General features: G+C 64.6%; 21 protein-coding genes and 1 pseudogene. 3 read left to right on the forward strand and 19 right to left on the reverse strand.

Annotated features, from left to right (window positions below; translation table 11 throughout):
• Window positions 1–19: 19 nt before the first annotated feature.
• The 5 genes from AAG689_RS06215 to AAG689_RS06235 all read right to left on the reverse strand — a co-directional run bounded on the left by AAG689_RS06215 (window position 20) and on the right by AAG689_RS06235 (window position 5,327).
• Window positions 20–643, reverse strand: coding sequence for a DUF4400 domain-containing protein (locus AAG689_RS06215; protein WP_406625183.1), 624 nt, complete (start codon window positions 641–643; stop codon window positions 20–22).
• Window positions 640–2,547 (reverse strand): conjugative transfer system coupling protein TraD, encoded by a 1,908-nt coding sequence (traD, locus tag AAG689_RS06220; RefSeq protein ID WP_406625184.1) that lies wholly within the window; start codon window positions 2,545–2,547, stop codon window positions 640–642. Before traD ends, AAG689_RS06215 begins: the two co-directional genes overlap by 4 nt.
• A gap of 1 nt (window position 2,548) precedes the next feature.
• A complete protein-coding gene (locus tag AAG689_RS06225; protein WP_406625185.1) occupies window positions 2,549–2,902 on the reverse strand; it encodes a hypothetical protein in 354 nt (117 codons plus the stop codon).
• 336 nt (window positions 2,903–3,238) lie between these two features.
• Entirely contained in the window at window positions 3,239–4,306 is a 1,068-nt protein-coding gene (gene mobH, locus AAG689_RS06230) for a MobH family relaxase (protein ID WP_406625186.1), read from the reverse strand.
• Window positions 4,307–5,024: 718 nt separating this feature from the next.
• Window positions 5,025–5,327 carry a hypothetical protein gene (locus AAG689_RS06235; protein WP_406625187.1) on the reverse strand — a complete coding sequence of 101 codons (303 nt, stop codon included), beginning with the start codon at window positions 5,325–5,327 and terminating at the stop codon, window positions 5,025–5,027.
• Between the two features lie 345 nt (window positions 5,328–5,672).
• On the opposite strand from AAG689_RS06235, the gene AAG689_RS06240 reads away from it, so the two are divergent.
• Window positions 5,673–6,326 carry a helix-turn-helix transcriptional regulator gene (locus AAG689_RS06240; RefSeq protein ID WP_406625188.1) on the forward strand — a complete coding sequence of 218 codons (654 nt, stop codon included), beginning with the start codon at window positions 5,673–5,675 and terminating at the stop codon, window positions 6,324–6,326.
• 76 nt (window positions 6,327–6,402) lie between these two features.
• Here the strand turns inward: AAG689_RS06240 and AAG689_RS06245 are convergent, their stop codons facing one another.
• The 6 genes from AAG689_RS06245 to AAG689_RS06270 all read right to left on the reverse strand — a co-directional run bounded on the left by AAG689_RS06245 (window position 6,403) and on the right by AAG689_RS06270 (window position 11,686).
• Window positions 6,403–7,467, reverse strand: a complete 1,065-nt coding sequence (locus AAG689_RS06245) for a DUF932 domain-containing protein (protein WP_406625189.1) — start codon at window positions 7,465–7,467, stop codon at window positions 6,403–6,405.
• A gap of 272 nt (window positions 7,468–7,739) precedes the next feature.
• Complete coding sequence (locus tag AAG689_RS06250) at window positions 7,740–8,744, reverse strand: toprim domain-containing protein (RefSeq protein ID WP_406625190.1); 1,005 nt, start codon at window positions 8,742–8,744, stop codon at window positions 7,740–7,742.
• Window positions 8,737–10,377 (reverse strand): ATP-binding protein, encoded by a 1,641-nt coding sequence (locus AAG689_RS06255; RefSeq protein WP_406625191.1) that lies wholly within the window; start codon window positions 10,375–10,377, stop codon window positions 8,737–8,739. The genes AAG689_RS06250 and AAG689_RS06255 overlap by 8 nt, the downstream gene beginning before the upstream one ends.
• A gap of 67 nt (window positions 10,378–10,444) precedes the next feature.
• The gene (locus AAG689_RS06260; protein ID WP_406625192.1) at window positions 10,445–10,774 is read right to left on the reverse strand and encodes a hypothetical protein; all 330 of its coding nucleotides are present in this window, start codon (window positions 10,772–10,774) and stop codon (window positions 10,445–10,447) included.
• 11 nt (window positions 10,775–10,785) lie between these two features.
• Window positions 10,786–11,022, reverse strand: coding sequence for a hypothetical protein (locus tag AAG689_RS06265; protein WP_406625193.1), 237 nt, complete (start codon window positions 11,020–11,022; stop codon window positions 10,786–10,788).
• 67 nt (window positions 11,023–11,089) lie between these two features.
• On the reverse strand, window positions 11,090–11,686 hold the full coding sequence (locus AAG689_RS06270; protein ID WP_406625194.1) for a hypothetical protein: 597 nt from the start codon (window positions 11,684–11,686) through the stop codon (window positions 11,090–11,092).
• Between the two features lie 546 nt (window positions 11,687–12,232).
• On the opposite strand from AAG689_RS06270, the gene AAG689_RS06275 reads away from it, so the two are divergent.
• The gene (locus tag AAG689_RS06275) at window positions 12,233–12,994 is read left to right on the forward strand and encodes a DUF1845 domain-containing protein (RefSeq protein ID WP_406625195.1); all 762 of its coding nucleotides are present in this window, start codon (window positions 12,233–12,235) and stop codon (window positions 12,992–12,994) included.
• A 420-nt stretch (window positions 12,995–13,414) separates the two neighbouring features.
• A complete protein-coding gene (locus AAG689_RS06280; RefSeq protein WP_406625196.1) occupies window positions 13,415–13,696 on the forward strand; it encodes a helix-turn-helix transcriptional regulator in 282 nt (93 codons plus the stop codon).
• Between the two features lie 78 nt (window positions 13,697–13,774).
• Here AAG689_RS06280 and AAG689_RS06285 read toward each other — a convergent pair whose 3' ends face one another.
• From AAG689_RS06285 to AAG689_RS06320, 8 genes and pseudogenes are all read right to left on the reverse strand, one after another.
• On the reverse strand, window positions 13,775–14,665 hold the full coding sequence (locus AAG689_RS06285) for a dihydrodipicolinate synthase family protein (RefSeq protein WP_406625197.1): 891 nt from the start codon (window positions 14,663–14,665) through the stop codon (window positions 13,775–13,777).
• A gap of 93 nt (window positions 14,666–14,758) precedes the next feature.
• Window positions 14,759–15,352: a GNAT family N-acetyltransferase gene (locus tag AAG689_RS06290; RefSeq protein WP_406626297.1), complete on the reverse strand. Its 594-nt coding sequence runs from the start codon at window positions 15,350–15,352 to the stop codon at window positions 14,759–14,761.
• Window positions 15,353–15,839: 487 nt separating this feature from the next.
• Window positions 15,840–16,282, reverse strand: a pseudogene (locus AAG689_RS06295) (universal stress protein).
• Between the two features lie 126 nt (window positions 16,283–16,408).
• Entirely contained in the window at window positions 16,409–17,146 is a 738-nt protein-coding gene (locus AAG689_RS06300; protein WP_406625198.1) for a 2OG-Fe dioxygenase family protein, read from the reverse strand.
• Between the two features lie 177 nt (window positions 17,147–17,323).
• Entirely contained in the window at window positions 17,324–18,508 is a 1,185-nt protein-coding gene (locus AAG689_RS06305; RefSeq protein ID WP_406625199.1) for an aspartate aminotransferase family protein, read from the reverse strand.
• A 6-nt stretch (window positions 18,509–18,514) separates the two neighbouring features.
• Window positions 18,515–18,754: a cytoplasmic protein gene (locus tag AAG689_RS06310; RefSeq protein ID WP_406625200.1), complete on the reverse strand. Its 240-nt coding sequence runs from the start codon at window positions 18,752–18,754 to the stop codon at window positions 18,515–18,517.
• Window positions 18,755–18,757: 3 nt separating this feature from the next.
• Window positions 18,758–19,639: a pyridoxine/pyridoxal/pyridoxamine kinase gene (pdxK, locus tag AAG689_RS06315; RefSeq protein WP_406625201.1), complete on the reverse strand. Its 882-nt coding sequence runs from the start codon at window positions 19,637–19,639 to the stop codon at window positions 18,758–18,760.
• Window positions 19,636–20,358 (reverse strand): glutamine amidotransferase, encoded by a 723-nt coding sequence (locus tag AAG689_RS06320; protein ID WP_406625202.1) that lies wholly within the window; start codon window positions 20,356–20,358, stop codon window positions 19,636–19,638. The genes pdxK and AAG689_RS06320 overlap by 4 nt, the downstream gene beginning before the upstream one ends.
• Window positions 20,359–20,365: the final 7 nt, after the last annotated feature.

Raw genomic sequence — 20,365 nt, forward strand, 5'->3', positions numbered from 1 at the left:
CCTGCACCCATTCTTTTCCCTATGCATGGCGATGAAAGTTCGCCACGGCCCGACCAAGCAGCAGCGCCACCGTGATCGGAGCGGCTGCCATGGTGGCGGGGTGCAGCTCCACGGGAACGACACAGGCGATGACCGTCGCGCAGACCGAGATGATCAGCAGGGAGCACCACACGGCGAACATCTCGGGATCGTGCTGCAGAAACTCCTTGGCCCGGATGACACGCACCAGGCCCCCGTCGATACCGGCGACGAGCGCCAGGGGCAGTAGCCAGGGCAGCCACTGAAGCAGGGCGGAGAGTCGATAGCTCGCGAGCATCAGCAGCGCGTCCACGGATCGGAAGTAGGCATTGTTGAACAAGCGCTGATTGACCGAAGCCATCTCGCTGGACACGGCGCCATTGAGCCCGGCGGAACGGGGCATGTCGCGCGCCGTCGGGATCGGGCTGGCCGACGCCGCGCCTGATTGCATCTGCATGGCGCGGTCCAGCATCCGGTAGGCGGGCTCGGCTCCCCAGAAGGCGACGGCCGCCTCATGCTCGCTGCGCAGTTGATCGAGGAATCGCTCGGGCGGATGGGCCGAAGGGACGTAGAGCACGAGCACGAGCAGCGCGACGAGCGAGACGATGGAGACGCCGCGGATCATGACCGGGCGCCCCAACTGCCCGAGGCAGGCCCGCGATCGGGGTCGATGATCGGAAAGCGTCCCTTGATGATGCGCCCGCCCGAGACCGATGCGAAGAATTGCAGGTTCGGCAGCTTGCCGAGGATGTCGGCGGGGACCAGTTCCTCGAAACTCTCGGTGAGCTGGGTCGAATAGCTCGACGAGAAGTCTCCGAGGTGGGCGTCGGCGCCGTGGCTCAGACCCACGCGCACCGTGTGGATGGCGGTCTTGCCGAAGGTTTCGACCACGAAGTCCTGGGTCGGGCGGTCCTTGGTGCGCAACGCGATCAGGTTGTTCAGGTTGCCCAGCGCCATGCGTGCGGCATCCTCGCTACCCAGGCGCCGGGCGAGGTCGGCCAGGGTCTGCATCGCGCAGGTGGCAAAGATGCCGCCCTCGGCGCCCTTGTTGAGGATCTCGATCAACGGTTGGTTGATCACGTTCGAGACTTCATCGACGAACAGCGAGATGCGCCGGTACTGCCCCAGGTTATATCTCATCCCCGCGCGCGCGGCCTGGTCGGCCAGTGCCAGCGCACCAATGGCGCTGGCCACCGACGGGTCGGGCAGCGAGTCCAGGCACATGTAGAGAACATGTCCGCCTCGCTCGACCTTCTCGAAGTTCATGATGGGGCGCTGGTCGCTGGCATCGAAGGGGTCCGGCGAGAGGCTGCGCCCCAGATCACCCGACGTCAGCATGGACAGGATGGGCAGGAGGTTCGCGGTGATCTTCTGGTAGTGTTCCCGGTTATGCCTGTAGGTACGCACCTGGGCGTCGATTACCTTGTTGCGCTGGTTCTGCGCGACGTGGTGCTCGTAGTAGGCGACGAAGGCCATCAGATCGGCGCTGGCAGCCTCCGAGGGACGCCGCATGTTGCCCTTGTGCGCGTCGTGCAGCAGCTTACGCATGTCGGGTAGGTCGCGCCAGCCGTTGCCGAGCAGGTTCTCATAGAAGCGGCGCAGCGATGCTTCCAGCACGGGCTCGATACCGCCTTCGATGTAGGCAGTCAGCTTGCGCAGGTTCGGCCGCTCCTCGAGTTCCACCAGGCCCTGCACCACGACGTTCACGGCGTCCCACCCGAATGCGCTGAAGGCCCCGGCAGTATCGGGCGGCATGATCGCCTGGATGCGCGAGGCGATCTCGGTGGGTTTCTGCCAGTTGAAAGTGAAGTCCAGCCGCACGCCGCGCTCAGGGAAGGCCGGGTGGAACTCCATGAAGGTATCCGCCTCCCGGTAGTCAGCGCAGGCACGCTCCACGATCCGTTTGAGCCGCCGGCTGTTCTTCGGGTCGATGACGATGACCACGTCGCCGCGGCGAACGGCCTGCGTGATGAGGTTGGCCAGCGCGACACCTTTGCCTGACTGGGTGGTTCCAACCAAGAGCGTCCCGCCTTCAAAATTCTGCAGCGGGCGGCGCAGCAGGTGCTCGAAGGGCTCGACGCCATGGATATAGGGGAGGCCGATCTCGGCGTCGGGCTGGGCGTCGTGGCCCTGGCCCAGCGCGCGCTGCAGCCAGGGCGGTACGGCGAACTCCCGATAGTCCACTTTCGAAAGCTCGTAGAGTCGCTGCGCGTGCACCGGCTGCCACTCGAAGCCGAAGCCCAGGAACACTTCGGATGGATTGCTGCTCAGGCGAGCGAGGTCCTCGGGACTGATGACCTGGATGCGACGCCCGCCCAGCGAGCTGCGCAGACGCAGTACGCGCACGGCCTGGCCGATCCGGTGCAGCGCCATGGTCGAGCAGCCGGTCGCGAGCGCAAGCGCCGGCAGCGGCGGGATGATCCCAGCGGCGGCAACGCCGGCGAAGTAAGCGGCTGTCGACAGCCACGCCAAGCCCGCATGGGCCTCGAAGGCAGGCCGCCAGGGCATCTCGTAGCGCCGCACCAGCATGTCAGTGCCCTCGGCGCTGCGCGGTAGCCGGCACGTGGGTTGTGAGGCCGGCCGGTGCGAAAAGCGACTGGTCCAGCCCCTCCACGTGCGCTGGCGCGAGGATCAGACCGATCACGGATTCATCCCGGATCTGGCGCGATACCGTGGGTGGACCGCCGGCGGCAGCGCGCTGCAGCATCTTGGTGTCCTCCAGCGCCCGAATGGCGATGCCAGGCTGGACGCCACGGCGCTCAAACTCCGCCAGTGGTACGAAGACACCTTCCGCCACAGTACAGACGTCTGATGCACTCGCTGCATCGTTGAGTGTTGCGACCGCTTCCGCGAGCGCGTGCCGAACGGACGGGTTCAGGCGCATCGGCGCCTTCAGGCTGATGGCCGCTACAGGCGGGCCCGGTGGTTCGACGGGGGCGGTGGGTTCAAGGGGGCTAGGGATTGCCGCGCCTGCCGTTCCGTCGAGTAGGGACAGCTGTTGTGCCGGGGCGATGGCATGGGTTGTTGTCAGCGGCGGCTCCGTCGATGCTGCTGCAGGCGTGGGCGTGGGCGTGGGCGTGGGCGTAGTCTGCGGCCCGGGGGGACGCGGGGGTGGGAGGAACGGTGGAGGGGAGATCAGTCGGGGGAGCGATCAGCTTGCCCTGAAGCGCGGCTGGCATCGGGTCGAGGCCGGTCAGGATGATCGCGGGCGTGGACAGCTTCACCGCTTCAAGCGGCGTCTTGGCTCCGGGGGAAGGATCGGCCAGGTCTGCCGCGTGGCATCCGGTGCGACGAAGACCGCGGCTTCGAGCAGCAGGTCGAGCAGCGTGTGCGGGGACTTCGGGATACCGGCGAGCTGGTCGCTCTCCAACAGCGACAGCACATCCTCGGCGGCACCGGGCCAGACGAGAAACAATCCCTCGGGGCCGAACCAGACTCGGCTTTTCTCGCGGTTGGGTGTCCAGGCGGAGTGGCCAGCGGCCAGCCGGCGCAGGGCGTCCACCAGGTAGCGCTCTAGGTGCGAGCCGTACTGCGGTGTGCCGTAACGATCCGCGCTGGCCAGCAGGTTGCGGTCGATAACGAGCGCCATCGACCGCCGGACGAGTTCGTCAAGCACGTTGTGCTCGCGGTATTGCGGCACCCCTCCGATACTGGCCATGAGCTGCGGCAGGATGATCGCGTTGCCCTCGCCGAGCGACTGCAGCACTTCGGCCGGAATCACATGGGGCAGGGCGAACAGGCCAAGCCCGCGCGACTCCTGCGCGTTGGGACGCCAACGCACGAAGTAGCGGTCGGCGCGCTGCTGCGCGAGCCAGTCGGTCAGGCCACCCAGGAAGGCGGGCCATTCCTCGCCATCCGCCGTGGTGACGATCAAATGACTGAGCACGCGGTGTAGTTCGCAGCACAGGCCGCCGATGTAGGTGGCGATGCGCCAGCGCGGCTCGAGCGCCCGGCGCTCCGTGATGGTGGCGCGGCCCGAGAAGATGTGGGCGTCCGTGCCCTGAAGGCTGAAGAAGGCGGTCTCCAGGCCGAGCTGGAGCAGCCCGCCCGGGGTGTGGAAGTAGTTGTTGGCGGTAGCGGGGAGCAGATGCACGAAGCCGGCGTAGCCGCGCACCAGCGGCATCAGTTCGCGCTCGAAGGTCGGGCGGTCGGCACCAAAGCACAGCTTGGTCCGGTTGAGCAAATGCTCATGGCTTGCCAGGATGGCCGGCAGCGGCAGCGCCTCGAACCCCGGGTCCGAGGACGCATAGCGCCCGGCGCCGGTGCCTGAGAGCGAATCGGCGGCCATTGCAAGGTCTCCCTGCCCGGTAGGGCGTCTGGAGCCTTCATTGTTCGGTCGTACTCAGGTTTTCGCCGCTGGAAATTCGAACGATGTCGGGGGATTTCGGCATCGGCGCCAGGCGGTGCTTCGATGAACTGCATCCATACCAGAGCATCCTGGGGGTAGGCGGGCGGTGTACCGGGGAACGATGTCGCGAGATGGGGGTGGCGTCCATGCCGGTCGACGAGGCGGCAGAAGGGGCAACTGCGGTCCATTGCGACTTCGGCACCGATTGCATCGAGGTACTCGCTGCCGCACCGGGGGCACCTCAACACGTGGAAGCTTGCGGACTTCGCAATCCATCTTCCGTCCGTGTTCGCCGCCAGATCGAAGGCTCGGTCAAAACTGATGCGATAAGGAGGTCGGTAAACCGATTGATAGTAGCGATAGGCTGCAATCAGGGCCTCAGGTGCCGCGAACCCCATGAGGCGCAAACGATGGAAATTGGCTGCGACGAGTGAAGCTTCGGTCTGGTCGAAAAGATTGGCTCTGTGATACCACTCGCGCGTATCGGGGGCGCGTCCCCTCGGCGGTTCTTTGTCCGTGAACAGCAGATGCAGCAATTCACGCGGGCGCAAGCCGGTGAGATGGTGGATCGTGCGAATGCGGGCTCCCAGCGTGGCGCAGATGTGAGCCAGTTCCAGCGCCCGCACGCGATGGTCAATGCGGGATGGCATTGGCATGGCTACGGCCGCCCTGTGGTTGGAAGGCTCGGCGAGTGTGCCGCTGCCAGGGTGCCGACCAGCGCGGGAGGCGCGTCGAGCAACTGCACCAGGTCGCTGCGTGGGATGAACAGGGATGTCTGCCCGACCGCGTGGACCAGGGTCCACAGTCCCTCGGGTGTGATGGTGAGCAGTCGCTCGGCCTGCTCGGCATTCAGGGAGAACTTGCGGCAGGTTTCAACCTTGTCGCGCTCTGCGCCCAGGCGGATCGCGTAGAGCATTCGCAGGTTCGTGGCTTGCACATCGGATAGCAGCAGGTGGCACATGATCGTCTCCTTGACGATTCCCGGCGGGGGGCATCAGTGGTAATTCACAGGTTCCTCGGTCTCGGACTGGCTGGATTTATGACTACTGACAGCATATGCTCAGGAAATGTACTTGGAAGGCCCGGAACTGCTGCAAGCATCGTCGCCACCCGAAACCGCCCGGATTCCCCGGTGTTATCGAAAATGAGCACATCCGGTAACAGAAGTAGCGGTAGAACACCAACTTTTCCAGTACACGAGGAAAGATTCATGCCCGCGAAAAGTCCTCTCCCGACCAGCGCACAGAAGCGCGTGGTCCGGTCTGGCCAAATGGCAACTGGCGATGCCCGACGAAAAGGGAGAGCGTTGCAGCACACAGTCCCCCGCTCGACGCCAGCGGCGCTGGACTTGATTCCGGGTTTGCGCAAACGGCTGCAAGCACGGCTCGCCGCTTTGGGCATTCCCGAGGAGAGGACGGTTTCGCACGTGGCCAGACTCACGCATCGCGCGGTCCAGAGCGTGCGCCGCTGGTTTGATGCACGAGATCCAGGGTTGCCCGATCTCGAGTCCTTCGCCCGGTTGTGTGCCTGCCTCGGTTGCAGCGCCGACGAGATCATCGGCATGACGAGCGAAGCCGGAGCTACCTCGAAGCGGATGAGACGCTTTACCGAAGTCGCCGACTGCATCCATTCGATGGCCGATGTGCTCGCGCAGCACGACAGCCTGGGCGTGCCGATGCGCGTTCCAGGAGACGAGATGGCGCCTTACCTTCTCGAAGGTGATCTGGTTTTCGTCGATATGTCCGCCAACCGTCTGGCTGGAAATGGTGTCTATGCGCTCGAGTGCAGAGGCAAGCTCATCATCCGCCGTGTGGAGCAGAAGCTCGGCGACGGCTTTCTTCTCAAGTGCGACAACCAGGTCTACAGTCATCAAGAGTTGAAGAACCATGCCATGGCGAGGCGCCTGGGAGTCAAAGTCGTCGGCAAGGTCTACGGTGCCGTCAGCGCTCGGGTTTTCTGAGCCGGGCGCCGCGCCGCGGCATCCGTTCGTCGAGACAGGGGAAGGGCGAACCCTTCCCCGTCTCAACTACCAGCCCTTATGCCGCTTCGGCCAGCGCCTTCCACTCCTGCGGCTTCAACTCGATGAGCTTGCCGCCAAGTGCCTCGAACTCGGTCGCCCGGTCGTAGTCCTCGACTTCCTGGCTATAGTGCGTGACTGCGTTGACCAGACCGTAGCCCGACAGGTCGCCGCCCGCCACCAGATGCCGCAGTACGCCGGAACGCTCCACGTCGTTGAGCGTGTAGCGCTGCGCCAGCACTTCGACGGTCTGGACGGGATCTCCGACGAGCTTGATGCCCATCGTCTTCTGCATCTTCACCGCCGCCTGCCGGAAGGTGACGTCCGACACCGCGGCCTGGACCACGTCGCGCACCTTCAGGAAGAAGGCCTTGTCGTCAGCCTGCAGGGTGTCGTCCTGGTAGACCGTGACGCCTTCATCCTCCTGCCCCATGGAGCGCCCGACGTGCGTCTTGCGCAACGAGCGGTCCGCCACGATCAAGCCGTTGCGGCACACCAGGCGGTACAACAGCGGCTGCACCGACAGCGTGCCCTGCCCGACCTCAGAATTCGAGATCGCGATGCCGGCCTGCACGACGTCACCGGGCGCCATCTCGAACGTCAGCCGGGACGTAACGCACTTTATGTACATGCGCGTCTCGGTCAATTCCACCGATTCGAACTGAATGCCGGGCAGGTTCTGCAGGATGGGCAGCGCGTGCTCGGCCAGGTCGTAGTTGTCGAGCCGGCGGTAGCGGTCTGACAGCACAGCGCGCACGTTGCCGTCGAGCGTGCGCAGCAGGCGGCGGTCATCCTCGCTTTGCAGCCAGGTGTTGACGTTGCGGTCGAGCAGCTCGGGCTGGTTTTCGCGCATGCGCTCGAAGTACGCATACGGGATGCCCAGCTTGTCGGCGAGTTGGCGGCGCGCCAGCGACGTGACGCCGTAGCTGGCGGGGCCGCCGGCTTCCTCGACCACCAGGCGGGTGCCGCCGTTCTCTCCGGTCGTGTGCCGCACCAGTGGCGAGGGCACGATCAGGTCTTTCTTCGTATCGAGCTGGCGTTGCAGTTCATGGGCCAGGCTCACCAGGGTACGTCCGCTTTTCATGGCAATTTCCTTAGATGGATGAAAAACGGGGACGGCTTTTCCCTCACGGGGACGCGCGTCCCCGCGGGGTATGAAATGGCATCGGTCAGGACCGGTACCGCGAAGGCGCAACGGGTTGCGCCGGATCTCCAAGGCTGCCTTCACCGCGTATGGGCGGTCTGGTCTGGCAGCGACCAGGGGAAAATGAACCTTTTCGCCGCGGGCGTGTGCGAAAAGCACGCACCCGCGCTGAAAAGGCGGGGATGCGGCATCAAGCCGCATCCCACTCAAGATCAGGCGACGCGCAAGTGGCGCGCCTCCTGTCGCCGACGCCAGACGTCGGCCCAGTCCGTGCCGGGATGCCGGGGCAGGAACACGCGGACCGTGCGCGGGCCGCTGTGCGCTTGCTCGCGCTTGATCCGGCGCGCGAGCGCGAACGCGCTCGCCTGTCCAGCGAAGTCTCCGTCGGCATCGTTGTCGCCGTAGACGCAGATGACCCGCACGGTGTCAGGCACCCAGAGCCTCTCCAGGTTGCCCGAGCCGAGCGCGCACCACACCGGCTTGCCGGTCGCCAGCATGACGGCGATGCCGGTCTCGATACCTTCGCATACGGCCAGTTCCTCGCCGACCTCGGCCAACCGCACCGCGGCACCCGAGAAGCCGCCGCTCAGCACCTTCTTCGCATCCGGCGCGTCGAGCTTGCGGCCCGCGTGCAGGTAGGTACGGTGCAGCGTCACGGCGCCTTGGGCACCTTCCACGCGGGCCAGCATGGCCGGGTGATCCGCGACTTTGCGTGCCTTGGCCACTCCTTCCTTCTGGTAGTAGCCCAGCGCCGGGTGGAACCGCAGCGATGGCGGGTACTCGGGCAGATCCAGCCCGCGCCCCCGCAGATACCGGTCCACTTCGTCGCCGACCGTCACCGGACGTGCATCGTCCCAGATCCGCTGCACTAGCTTCTTCATGCGTTCGGGGGCCGGATCTGCGGATGGCGAAGCGGGGGGCAGCATGCCCACCGCTTTTTCCACCGCGCAAAGGGCCGTATGGAAGTCCATGCCCTTGCATGCTTGCAGAAGCTTGAACCCGCCGCCCGGGCCGCACATGCGGCAGTGGTAGTTCCCTTCGCCGAACTTGTCGGTGTACTGGAACCGGTCCACGCCGTCCTTGCAGACGGGGCAGGGCATGGGCTTGCGCTTGAGCATGCGATCTTCCAGTCCCAGGGCGCCCAGGATCTCGGTCCAGCGTCCGTGCGCGCGCTGCTTGACGGCATCCACGCGGGCGGCGTATTCCTCGCTACGCATGGTGGCCTCCATCGGGAGGAGGCAGCACGGGCTGGCTTTCCAGCAGCGTCACCGTGTGGCGGTTGCGCTGGGTTCCGTCGCCGCCGACCATGATCTCGAAGCGCCGGCCGCGCAGCAGGGGATACCGCCCCAGCTCCAGTTCGCCAAGCAGCGAGTCCAGCGTGCTGACCGGGTCGGTCGAACTCAAGCGCCGGATCAGATCAGCCAGCGCATCGCAGTCGGCCTCCATGTCATCCTCGCGGAAGCGCTCACTGTCGTCGATGTAGCTGGACAACTGGCGCACGGGTTCGCCGGACGTTTCTCCGGCGGGGACCAGGATGTTGCCGCCGTGGCAGACGCCCGCGTCGGTGATTTCGGCCTCGTCGTCTCCGAGGCGGATACGAACCGCCCGGCAAAGGATGACCTGGGCCCATACCCACCGGCCATCAAAGGACGTGGAGTCCAGAACGTCAAGTGCCTCAACTTCGGCTTCCTCCACTTCGATGCGTCGCACGAACGGGTGGATCCAGTGGCCTTCGTCGAGGACGTAGTCCCTGAACACCAGCCAGCCGCGTTCCCGCGCGAGCATCCACTGTGCGGCGTTGTCCTCATTGATCGAGTCGATGGCGACGAGGGTGGCTCGCCCTTGCTCGATGTCTGCACGGCTGGGTGCCGCATCCGGTTTTTCCAGGTAGCGCCGGTCATCCTGCTCCGCCTGGATGGGGTAGTCGACGATGCGCTTGAACAGCTTGGCCGGCAGTTCGTCCATCGCATTGAGCAGATCGATGTGCCCCCAACTGCGCATGGCGCGGTAGTAGGTGTCCACGAACTGCTGTGGCGGCAATTGCGTCTTGGCGACCTCCAGGATTTCCCGCCAGCACTGCTTGAGCTGGCGTTGGATGCGCTGAAGCTGCTGATCGCTGTCGATCAGGACGTCCCGATCGGGCAGCCTGGCCGTGAATTCCCGCGCATCGAGATGCACGACGTTGACACGGGACTGATCGAAGTAGACCGGATTCTTGACGCAGAACCCTTGCAAGAAGACCAAGGTGTCCTGCGTTTCCCGGCCGTCGCGATTGCCGGCGATGTGAACCGAACCGATCGGCGTCTGCACCATGGCGATCCTGTCTCCGGCGTAGCGCCGTTCGAGGGGTTGGCCGTTGAACACGACATCGACCGGGAATCCCAGGCACAAGGTCTCGATCTTCGTGTCGAGGCCCGCGAGGTCGACGTCATGCAGTTCGATGCAAGTCCCATCGACGGCTTCGTCCGTGGTCTCGACGTCGAACCGCTCGCGCCGCAGCGCCGCCGCGGTCTCGATCACCACGCGCTGCCGTCCCGACGCGACGAGAACGCGCGCCGCGGCATACAGGCATTTCGTGAACCCGGCGCCGAAGGGGCGTTCGCGCTCCGCGATGACGTCGTCCCAGCCGGACTCGTTGAAGCTCAGCAGCTTCTGGAAGTCGTCGATACCGCGGCCATCATCGCGAACCGTCAGCGTCTTGCTCTGCGCGTCATAGTCCACTGTTATGTGCAACGCGCCGGCGCGGCGTGCGTTCTGTAGCAGTTCCGACACCAGCGTGAAGCGGTCGGTGAAGGCATAGCGCTGGTTGCGCAGAGTGCCTTCTTCATTGATGCGAACTTGGATCTTCATGGAGATCTCCGGTGAATGCCGGCGCACCACCCCGGCGGGGTGGTCCCGCCGGCGGTGGGGTACAAATTCAGTCGGCGTCCCTGGAATCGAACAGGACGGGGACGGTGAAGAGCTGGCCGGTGGCCAGCGCCTCGGCAAGGCTGTGGCCCTCGAACTCCCGAGGCCGCAGGTGGCGGATGTCCAGCACCCGGCCGGTGTCATCCAGACGTTCCACCTTGAAGCCCAATGGGTGCCAGTGGACCCGGTAGGCCAGATGGTCAGCCCCGGCAACGACGAAGCAGCGGCCGGCCTGGCCGGTCAGCACCTCGCTTTCCTTGATGAGGAATTCGATGTCGCTCAGCGTCTGCACCGGGAGCCAGACAGGTGCGGTCGCGACATGTTCGGATGTGCGGTACATGGTGTTGCTCCTCAAGGCGCATCGGTGGCGCAGGGCCATTCCGATTCCCTCGCTACGCTGCCGCGAAAGGCAGTGCCGACGGATCGGGTGTTGGGGGGTGACGCCATGCCGGACTCCAGGCAGTGCTGCCGGACATAGTCACGCTGGGCCTCTTCCAGGGCGACGGCATCTTCGTAATCGAAGTGCCCGGCGACGCCCCAGGCCATGAGGATCGCCAGCAGGCAAAGAATGTCCTTCCAATGCAACATGGCGGACTCCTTTCAAATCGGGTTGAGAAGCCGGGTCGGCGCTTGGCGCCGCCCGGTTCGGGGAGAGTCAGACGAAGAGGTCGCCCTCGACGGCGATCCGCTTCACTTCCTCGTTGATCCATTGCGGATTGCGCGCGAGCCGCGCCTCGACCCATTCGGGATGGGTCATCACGGCTTCGCGAACCCAGGGTGGGTAGCGCAGCAGGGTGTCCTGCAGCCAGCGTTGGCAGGCTGCATGGATGTAGTCGCGCACTACCTCGACATCGACCGCACCGCAATACGGCGCGGGCGAAAGAGGGCTGCAACCGATCACGCGAAGGCACGACGCGAACGAGAACGGCTTGTCGTCCTTCTCGCGCTCGGTGAATACCCAGCGCAGCGTGTCGAATTTCTCCTCGAGCGGCGCTTCAGGGTCGGCCAGTCGCGCGACTTCCTTCAGCAGCCGCCAGTGCAGTTGCACGACGTCTTCCTCGCTCCATTCGACGGACGATTCGTCATCGCCAGCGGCATCGAATGCCGCTGTGGAGGCAATAGTGCGCGTACCTTCGGCACGCAACCTCTCGAAAACGGAGAGAAACGTGGGCGACGAAAAATTTCCTTCGCCGTATTCGGCGCCGATCGGCGCATGGGGATAGGCCTCGAAGGAGGCGGCATGGGTCAGCATCGTTGGCTCCTGGATTGAAGGAGGCAACGCACACCCGGCAGGGAGGCAAGATGCCCCCGTAGGGTGGATGACATGGCGGATCCGCTCGGAGGACCCCGAGGGAGGATCGAGAACTTCAAGGCTGGCTTGTGGGCGACGTGGAGCGTCGCTGAACCGGTGTGCCAGCTACCGGCAGGGAAAAGGCTTTCGGCGCAGGAGCCGGTGGGAGTCGAAGAGGCAGACTCCCGCCTCGAAAACCTTCGGCCGGGGCAGGAGGCCACGCCGCATCCCATGCCCAGGGCACAGGACGGCGCGATGCGGCGCCGGGGTGCGGCCCGCGCATGGCGGGGCCGCGTCGGCGAAATCTCCAGGGCTTGCCAGATTGGATGCAGGGCTAGCTACTGCATGGAGGTGAAGGTACGGGGGGAGACAGTCGCGTCAACGGGTTGGTGGGGCTATTTCGCGGCCGATGCCGAAAGCGTCCCGAGATCATGGTCGTTTCGCGTGGCGGACAAGCCCAACCTTGCGGATGATTCGGGAAAGGCGCATCGCGCCAGGAGAGTCCGAATGGCCGACATCGATTTCGTGAAGCGTGACCAAGGTGGCGTGAACGCACGCATCATCGCCAGGGAAAGCAAGGCGGACTTCCGCCGGGTGGAGGCCGCCAGCGTGAAGTTGAAGGCCAGCTTCGCGAGCGCGGAGGGCAAGCGGATGTTTATCCGCTACTTCAATACCTTCCAGTTGAGCAGCCATTTCATCTCGGTGATCTCCCGCACACGGCTGAACCACGACGACGTGACGAAGGTGGAGATGCTCATCCGCGCGCAGACGGAGAAGGTCACGGAGGAATTGAACAAGGCGATTGACGGCGCCGAAGCGTTGTTCACGAACCATGGCATCACGAGCGTGGCGACCTACGACACCGTGCCGCTCGATCTGGAAGTCGGCGTCCTGTCCTCCAGCAGCCGACGCTACCTGGACGTGCTGACCAAGCTCGACCAGTTGATGCCACTGCTGCAGACACTGGAGATCCACGAAGTGATCACGACCCAGGCCGTGGACATCGAACGGGCCGCGCTCAAGCGCAAGGTTCGCGATGTCGCCAACGGTGCGCGCAACTTGGCAACGCGGCTGCGGCGCGAGATGAACGCGCTGGACACCCATCGGGGGGCGGAATCTACCGAAGCGGATGACGATGGCGGAGCACCGATGCCGGCAGCCCTGCCTGCGCCGGAGGATGCTGCACCTGGCGCTGAATCCGTCACTGACATCCCCGCTTCCCCGGAGCCGGCGGGGGACGGCGATACGGTCGCTTCCGAGCTCACCTAGTCCCAGGGTGTTTCCAACCGAAAGCGGCCGCGTCAGCGGCCATTTCCCGCGCTCAGGCATGCTGCGGGTCTTGGCGAGGCTGGCCAGCCGGCCTAGAGTGGCGTCAGCGGTTCGAAATGCCCCGGCTTCCACGCGGCTTCCCGGGCTCGCCGTTCGTCGCAGTCGTCACCTGCCACCTGGCAATACCTTCCCATAGCGCTGTGCCCGGCACGCCACTTCTTGGCGCTGCCCGGCTTCTTGATCCCCATCCGATTTCTTGCCTGCGTGCGGCCGCGCAAGCATCGCAACAGAACCCCCTGTCTGACCGGAACGCCGGCGGGGGGCGTGGAGACATGCGTTCCTAGGCAGCGGACATTCTTCGACCACCAACCGCTGCGACCGAGCAGGTCACTCCCTTACTCCTGCGGCAAGCGCCGAGGAATGGATCTGATCATGCCAACCTCTACATTCCCCAATGGGTTTACCGCTTACGATAAAGTCGTTTACGACGACAACGGGACGATGCCATCGTTGCCGGAAACTGGCTTCGTTCGCCAGAAGCTGCTGCTGCGCTTCGTCCCCTTCTCCAAATCGACGCTCTGGAGACATGTGGCCACGGGTTTGTTTCCAGCACCCGTCAAGTTGTCCGACGGCGTGACTGCATGGCGCGTCGAAGAAGTCCGTCAATGGATTGACGGCCGGCCGCGAATCAAATCGTCGTGAGGAGGGCTGGCGGGAGGGCCAGACGATGCCTGTGAGCCCTTGCCGGGCCGTACGGGCGAACCTCGCCAGGATGGATCTTCACGCCAGATTCAATTTGTCGAGCAGCGCCGACAGGCGGTCCCGGTCATGCCCCTCTAGCGCCTTGAGCGGGGCAGGCAGGCTCGGATGCTGGGCGTCGCCGCGCAATTCCGCCGCGGCCGCGACGACGCGCAGGCTTCCATACTGGCGGAACAGTGCCCACAGGGGCTCCAGACGCGCGGACAGGCGCGCGGACTCGTCGGTGTTGCCTGCCTGGGCGGCACGGGTGATCGCCAGCGTTGTCTCGGGGAACAGCCCACCAATGACCGAGTACCAGACCTGGCAGCCGGCCGCCAGGCCGGTGGCGGCCGCGGCGTCGCCGCTGATGCCGATGGTGACATGCGAAGGGAGCTGGGAACGCAGGCCATCGACTCTAGCCTTGGCAGCGGCAGGATCGGCAGGGACAGGCGGAATCTTGATGGAGGCAACATGGGGCAGCCGGGCGATGCGGGCGTGCAATTCGTCGCTGAAGTCGAAGTGCGTGGTGCTGGGATTGTCGTAGACCACCAGCGGCACGGACAGTGCCCGGTCCACGGTCTCGAACAGGCCGAAGACCTCGTCGGCGGTCAGCTTCTGGTAGGACACCGGCGCCAGCAGGACGGCGCTTGCCCCTGCTTTCTGCGCGTCTTCCGCCAGCGCCAGCGCGTCGCGAGTGCTCAGTGCTCCCACGCCAATGATCACGGGCACCTCGCCGGCGTGCTGGATGGCAAGGCGGGCGATGCGCTTTCGCTCTTCGCGTTCCAGGTAGGCGTAGTTCCCGGTGGAGCCCAGGGTGCAAATTGAATCCACCTGCGCAGTGGCAAGCCGCTCGACCAGGCGAGCGAATGCGGGTTTGTCAACCTGCCCGTCGCGAAGCGGTGTCAGGGGAAATGCGCTGAGGCCAGAGAACATGGAAGACTCCATCGTAAGCGTTGAATTGAGAATAGGGGCTGCCTGTGTGTGACTCGAACGGGGGGCTACCCCCGTCGCCGGTAGAGGGCGGAATCAGCGGGGCCGCTCAAGCTGCCAGTCGAGGTGCTTGCGGATGGCGGGCCACTCGTTTGCAACAATGCTGTAGACACAGGTGTCGCGCAGGAGGTCGCCATCCACGATTTGGTGGCTTCTGAGGATTCCGTCCAGTTTGGCGCCAAGCCGCTCGATGGCCATGCGACTCTGGCGATTCAGTGCGTTGGTCCGGAATTCGACGGCAATGCATGACAGGGCATCGAACGCCTGGCCGAGCAGTAATTTCTTGCACTCGGTGTTGACCGGAGACCGTTGTACCGAGGCCCGGTACCACGTCGAGCCGATTTCCAGTCGCCTATGCCTGGATTCGATGTTCATGTAGGTCGTCATGCCCAGCGCCTTCCCGGTGTGTCGTTCTTCGACCAGGAAGGGTTGCATGCTCCCCGCTTCTTGCAACGCCAGCCGCCTCGCGATCTCGGATTCGATTCGCTCCGGCGCCGGAACGCTCGTGTACCAGAGCTTCCACAACTCGCCATCCGCGACTGCTTCTGTCAGCGCTGAGGCGTGACTCGGGTCGAGCGGTTTCAGGACCACAAATTGCCCAGTCAACTCGAAAGGCTTTATCCAGACGATGGCGTTTTCTCCATTGATTGAAACTACACGGTATGCAAAGCCCGGTGAACTGGATTGATGCCGTGACAGCGAGACTGCCGATTACCTGGAGAGATTACTCATCGAAGGGTAAGAGAACCTTTTTCGCAAGCATCCGCGCACGTCGATGCGAGGCATTTTGATTAATTCCTGGAATATCTGGTAGGTCCAGTATTGAATGGTTTTCATGGACCAGAATGGAGAGGGAAATGGTCAAGGAATTTCACACGTCTCAGTAGGCTGGTTTGCAACCCGGCCTCGGCCGAATCTCGCTTGAGCCGTTGGTCATGCTAGTTGTGCGTTGGCCTCAGAAGCTGTGAACGAATCCGCCTCGCCCGCTTGAACCGCCCTGATGACGCCCCTCGTCGTTGCAAATGCTCGCCATAGCCCGAGCTATGGCTGCGCTTTGCGCCTCGACGGGTGCCGCCCTGGCGCGCCGCTCGGACGCGGCGGATTCGTGCACAGCTTCTCAGCCCTCGGCCTTGACCACCAGCACCGGCATCGGCGCTTCCTGCAGCCCGCGCTGGGTTATGCTGCCCAGCAGCAGCTTCTCGATTCCCGAACGGCCGTGTGAGCCCATGACGATGAGGTCGGCTTTCAAGGCCACGGCGGTGTCGACGATGCCTTCGTGCACCACGTGCCCGTCGATCACGCGCTGGTCGCTGTGCAGGCTTTCGGCCGCCAGAGCGGGCATGTCGCGGGCCAGGTCGGCATTGGTGCTGGAGGTGGCGGCCGCCAAGTATTCGTTCTGGCCCAGCGTGTAGTCGGCGCCCACGCCGATGAAGGGGTAGCTGTCGATCACGTGGATAACGTGATGCGGCTGCCGAAGGCCAGCGCCACGCCGCTGGCCTTGCTCACGGTCATCATCGAAGTTTCGGAATCGTCAACGGGGACGAGGAGGTGATTGAACATGGACGTACCTCTCTCTGGTCGGAAATCCCCCGAACTTGACCCCGAGCTTCCGCAAGCCTCTGTGGGACGCCCATTTGGCGGGCTGACACAGCGAAATGTGGCGAATCTGCAGCCGCAACGAGGCCCCTATTCTCCCTGGAAGGCGCCCGCGCGGCAGGTCAGCACCAGCGTGTCGCGCCAGCCCGGCTCGCCTTCGGTCAGCGGCTGGATGGGCGTGGATTCGTGGATCATGCGTTCATCGTCCAGCAGCATCAGCGCCCAGGGCTGCTCCAGCGTGAAGCGCTCGCCGCGCCGGCCCTCGAAGATGCGCGTCTCGCCGCCCTTGATGCCGTGGCGGCCGACCAGTGCCACGGCGACCAGGTCCACGCCGTCGCGGTGCGCGCCTTCGGGCGTGGGCCGGCCGATGCCGCCCTCGGTGTCAATGCGGAACTGGTGCGCTTCAATGTACCAGCGCTGCTCACCGCGTAGCGCGCTGGCGGCGCCCGCCAGTTGCAGCAGCAGCGCGCGCCAGACCGGCAGCGCCACGGTCGCCGCCTCCATGGGCGCGAACCAGCGCTGCATGCCGCCATGCAGGGCGTTGTATTCCACGGGCTGCCAGTGGGCGCGGTGCGGCGCCGCCTCCAGCGCGCCGCCTTCGGCGACGAAACAGGCATGCCGGCGCTGGCGGTAGCGGCCGCTGTCCTTGAGGTATTCGTCGGTCGGCAGGCCGTCCCAGTCGGCGTGCAGGGCCTCCAGTTCGGCCAGCGGGCGCTGCAGCCAGTCGGCGATTCCCTTGGGGCTGAGCACCGCATAGCCCTGCTGCTTCAGTGACGTGCCCAGTTCCTCGGGCGGCGTGTAGGGCGGGCTGAAGGTCTCGTGGGCCATGGGCTTCTCAGAAAGTGTGAACGAACCGCGCCCCTGAGGGATCATTCATTGCATGAGCACGGCGAAGACCAGGGACACGGGTGCGCGCCGTGTCCGCCCGCGCAATACGACCCGCGCGCCGACTGGCGTCTTGGCCAGGATCTTGGCGTCGGCCAGCATCGTTAACAGGTGGTTCGTTCACGGCTTATCAGTTTTTAGTAAGCGGTCGATGCGCACGGAGATTTCATCGATCTGCGCTGCGTCGCACACCAGCGGCGGCAGAAGGCGAATGGTCCTGTCACGCGTCACCGTGATGAGCAAGCGCTCCCGTTGTAGTGCGTGTCCCACCAGTTCATTGCATGGCCGATCCAGTTCAATGCCCACCATGAGCCCATGGCCACGGATGGCGACGATATTGGGATGGCCCGCGAGCCGTTGCTGCAGATCAGCGAGCAGTCGTTTTCCCATGAGCGCCGCATTCAGGGGGATGTGGTCTCGATCCATGATGTCGAGTACGGAGCAGCCCACACGGCTGGCGAGCGGATTGCCGCCGAAGGTTGAACCGTGGTGGCCAGGGGTGAACAGTTCGGCGGCCTCGCCGCGCGCCAGGCAGGCACCGATCGGAAACCCGTTGCCCAGGCCCTTGGCGAGCGTGATGACATCCGGCATCACGCTGGCATGTTCGAATCCGAACCAAGCGCCGGTGCGACCCATGCCAGTCTGCACCTCGTCGACCATGAACAGCCAGCCGTGCTCGTTGCACAGCCCGCGCAACCCGCGCAGGTAATCGTGCGAGGCGACCCGCACGCCCCCTTCGCCCTGCACTGGCTCGACAAGCACTGCAACGATGCCGGGCGTGTCAGCCGCAGCCGCATGCACGGCATCGATATCGTTGTAGGGTACCCGCAGGAAGCCGGGCATCAGCGGCTCGAAGCCCCGATGCACTGCCGGATTTCCTGTGGCTGCCAGGGTTGCGAAGGTGCGCCCATGGAAGCTGTTCTCCATCACCAGCACCTGCGGTTGCGCGGCGCCGAGGCGGTGAGCATGCAGGCGGGCCAGCTTCAGCGCGGTCTCATTGGCTTCCGCACCCGAGTTGCAGAAGAAGGCGCGTTCCATGCCGGAGAGGGCACACAGCCGTTCGCCCAGATGTTGTTGCCAAGAGATCCCGAACATGTTGGACGTGTGCAGTAGCAAGCCTGCCTGTTCGGCGATGGCAGCGGCAATCTCGGGATGGGCGTGGCCAAGGTTGGTCACGGCCACGCCGGCGATGGCGTCGAGATATTCGTTTCCTTGGTCATCCCACAACCGCGCGCCTTGGCCGCGAACGAAGGATACGGGTTGGCGTGCATAAGTCTGCATCAAGTGGGGGGTGGGGGAGGGCATAACGGTTCAGTCGTCAAGGGAAGTGGTGGTGAAGATGAGGTCGGTGCTCAGTACCCGGATGCCGTCTGGGCCGCTTTCCAGAAGGCGTCGTTCGCCGTTGGCGATGAGTAATTCGAGCCGATAGCCATCGGCCGCGGGTAGGCGCGCGGCGATGTCCTCGACGGCCTCACGCGACCAGGGCGTGCTCGATTCGAAGTGGCCAAGCGGTTTGTCGTGGCGCCGGATGACGAGTCGATAGGTATGCATGGATCAGTTTGTTTGGGATATGTGCAGTGGTTGAGGTAGCAGCAGTTCGGCGCTACGCACCATGTTGGTGCGATCGACCACGGCCACGGTGCGTCGACAAGCCCGTTCAGCCGCCTCGAACAGAGGAAACCCGGCCAGCAGGTGGGCACACAACTCCGCGCTGAATAGGTCGCCGGTGCCTTTGGGCGAGGCTTCGATGCGTGGGTGCCTGATGGTCCTGGCCTCGTCGCGAGTGATGATGGCAATCTGCATTTCGCCAGGCGCCCAGGCGTCGGGCGCCGCGCTGGTGACAACCACCCATTGGAGTTGGCCGACCAGCACGTTGCGCGCGGCGACGACGACGTCCTCTAAGCTGCCAGCGGCGTGGCGGGTGAGGTACTCCAGCTCGAAACCGTTGGGCGTTAGGCCATAAGCCCGAGGTAGCAGGAGTTGGCGACAGGCATCGGCCAAACCAGGGGCGACATACACCCCGTGATCATGGTCGCCGATCACTGGATCGACGATGACTCGCAACTCGGGGCGCTCGACCCGAACTTCGTCGATCCATTGGGACAGCACAGTTGCCTGTTCTGGGCTGCCTAGATAGCCGACCAGGATGGCGCGCAACTGGCGCAAGGCGCCGCGTGCCTTCAGATCTTCCAGATAGCCAGCGAACCACTCGACGGGCAGTGGGCCACCATGGAGTGTCGGATAGTGCGGTGTGTTGCTAAACAGGACGGTTGGAACTGCTGCGACGTTCAGTCCATGCGCATGGAGCACCGGGACAGCCAAGCTGTTTCCGACGCGGCCATAGACGACCTGCGACTGGATCGAAACCACGTCAATGGGAAGCGGCTGTAGTGGTGGCTGGTGTCCCGTCCGGCTTGGGTCGAAGGATTCCGTCATTCAGCGGACCCTCCCACGGGCTTGTCTATGCCATCGAGCCAAGCACCGACGACAGCCGTGGCGGCAGCTGCCAGCCGGTCTTGCTGTGCCAGTGCCTGGGCGCGCAGGGTGCGCGGGTCGATGCCGGCCTGTCCCAGTTCGCAGGCGTGGCCGACCAGCCAGCGCTCGATCTGACGGATGTCGGCTTCCAGATGGAACTGCAGGCCAAGCACCGTGGCGCCGCGCGAGAACGCCTGGTTCTCTCCAATCTCCGTGCGGGCCAGCCATTCTGCGCCGTCCGGGATGTCGAATTGATCGCCATGCCAGTGCAACACCGGTGTATCACCCAACGCCGCGAGCACGGACGCTCGGCCGCCTTCGGTGAGTTGCACGGGGCTGAAGCCGATTTCCTTGACACCCAGCGCATAGACCTTAGCACCCAGGGCGCGGGCGATCAGTTGCGCACCCAAGCAGATCCCCATGATCGGCAAACCGGCCGCGAGCCGGCGCTGCACTACGGCCAACTCGTCTACAAGGAACGGATGAATGCCGTCGTCGAAGGCGCCTATAGGGCCGCCGAGCACGACCAGCAGGTCGGGTGCCAGCGTATCGACGGCGGACAGATCATCCACGGTGGCATCGACATAGTGCACCGTGTAGCCGCGTTTTTGCAGCAGCGGCTCGAGTGTGCCCAGGTCTTCGAAATGGATGTGGCGGATGGCAATGACAGTGCGTGTCATGGGGAGG

This window comes from Acidovorax sp. SDU_ACID1 (assembly GCF_045291395.1).
Lineage (GTDB): Bacteria > Pseudomonadota > Gammaproteobacteria > Burkholderiales > Burkholderiaceae_C > MR-S7.